General features: G+C 67.8%; 2 protein-coding genes and 1 pseudogene. 2 read left to right on the top strand and 1 reads right to left on the bottom strand.

Annotated features, from left to right (window positions below):
• Positions 1–102 precede the first annotated feature (102 nt).
• Both J3S20_RS29860 and J3S20_RS29855 read left to right on the top strand, forming a co-directional pair.
• Entirely contained in the window at positions 103–561 is a 459-nt protein-coding gene (locus J3S20_RS29860; protein ID WP_246603466.1) for a class I SAM-dependent methyltransferase, read from the top strand.
• A gap of 157 nt (positions 562–718) precedes the next feature.
• Positions 719–1,123 carry a hypothetical protein gene (locus J3S20_RS29855; RefSeq protein ID WP_168054954.1) on the top strand — a complete coding sequence of 135 codons (405 nt, stop codon included), beginning with the start codon at positions 719–721 and terminating at the stop codon, positions 1,121–1,123.
• Between the two features lie 24 nt (positions 1,124–1,147).
• Here J3S20_RS29855 and J3S20_RS29850 read toward each other — a convergent pair.
• A pseudogene (locus J3S20_RS29850) lies at positions 1,148–1,585 on the bottom strand (HAD-IC family P-type ATPase); the annotation flags it as partial.
• Between the last annotated feature and the right edge of the window lie 26 nt (positions 1,586–1,611).

Below are 1,611 nucleotides of genomic sequence, written 5' to 3'. Positions count from 1 at the left end.
ATCGACCGCCTTGACGAACTCCTGCCGTGGAACTTCACGCCCGCCGGGTCACCTGCGGGGACCGGCTGACGCTTACCCTGCCGCTCTACGGCCCCGGCCGAGATGGTGATCGGCCTCGACCCTTCGGCGGAACTGTTGCGTCGCGCCACGCCCCTGGTCGCCCACGTCGCCTTCCCCGTGCACCTCGTTCGGGCGACGGCTGAGGCGATCCCACTCGTGGAGGCCAGTGTGGACACGACCGTCATGGCGTGGACGCTATGCAGCCTGGAAGATGCCCGCGCCGGCCTTGGCGAGATGCGCCGCGTGCTCCGGCCCAACGGAGAGCTCCTCTTCGTTGAGCACGGCCTGGCGCCGGATCCGGAGACAGCCGCTTGGCAGCGCCGCCTCAATCCCCTATGGACTCGGATCAGTTGCTATCTCAACAACCCGGTGGATCGGATGCTGCGCGAAACTGGGTTCGACGTTGTCGAGCTCCGCTCCGGGTATCTCGGCAAAGGCCCGCGGCCGATGACCTTCATGTACGAGGACCGGGCGCGACCGACAGCGGCGGCCGGGCGGTGAGCAGGATGCCGGATGCCAAATCCTCCCCTCCCGATCCGGCCTGCCAGGTCCCGGGCGCCACTCTGTGACACCCACGCGTCCTTCCCCCGGCCGGTCTGAGGGTCCTGCCCGGCCACTTGCCCTTCTTCGCCGCGTCCTCGATGCCCCCACAGTAAACGTGGCGGTGTTCGCCTTCCTACTCAATTATCCCTGGGAGTTCCTGCAGGTGCCGCTGTTCCGCGGCATGGCCACGGCCTCGCACTGGGAAGCCATCAGGATCTGCACAAGCGCCACCCTCGGCGACGCTGTTATTGCGGTTATAGCCTTTTGGGGCGTCGCCGCGGCGACGCGGACGCGGCGTTGGATTCTCGCTCCGAGCGTCGGCCAGCTAGCAGGATTTGTCGCCATCGGCGTGGCGATCACGCTGGTGCTGGAGTGGCTCGCCACGGGTCCGCTCGAGCGGTGGGAGTACGCCGAAGCCATGCCTCTCGTCCCGCTACTCGGGGTTGGGCTCTCGCCAGTACTGCAGTGGATCCTGCTGCCGCCGCTCGTGGCGTGGTTCGTCCGTCGGCAGCTGACGTGACTCGAACGGGGCCGGGCGGTCGCCTCATCCAATCCGCACCGCGCGTAGCCTGAGCGCGTTGGCGACGACGCTGACCGAAGAGAGCGCCATCGCCGCCGCGGCGATCACCGGCGAGAGCAGAATGCCAAAGAACGGGTAGAGTAACCCCGCTGCCACCGGAATGCTCACGCCGTTGTAGACGAAGGCGAGAAAGAGGTTTTGGCGGATGTTACGCATCGTGGCGCGCGAGAGCCGCCGCGCCCGGACAATGCCGGTCAGGTCACCGCGGAGCAGCGTCACACCGGCGCTCTCGATTGCGACATCGGTGCCCGTGCCCATCGCAATGCCGACGTCGGCCGCGGCGAGTGCCGGGGCGTCGTTCACTCCATCGCCGGCCATGGCCACAATGCGGCCCTCGCGCTGCAGTCGCTCGGTAAGCGTCAGCCGGTCCCCGCAGGTGACCCGGCGGGCGTGAAGTTCCACGGCAGGAGTTCGTCAAGGCGGTCGAT

It is taken from the genome of Falsiroseomonas tokyonensis, assembly GCF_019024325.1.
GTDB classification, from domain to species: domain Bacteria; phylum Pseudomonadota; class Alphaproteobacteria; order Acetobacterales; family Acetobacteraceae; genus Falsiroseomonas; species Falsiroseomonas tokyonensis.
This window is presented reverse-complemented; position numbering and strand designations above follow the sequence as displayed.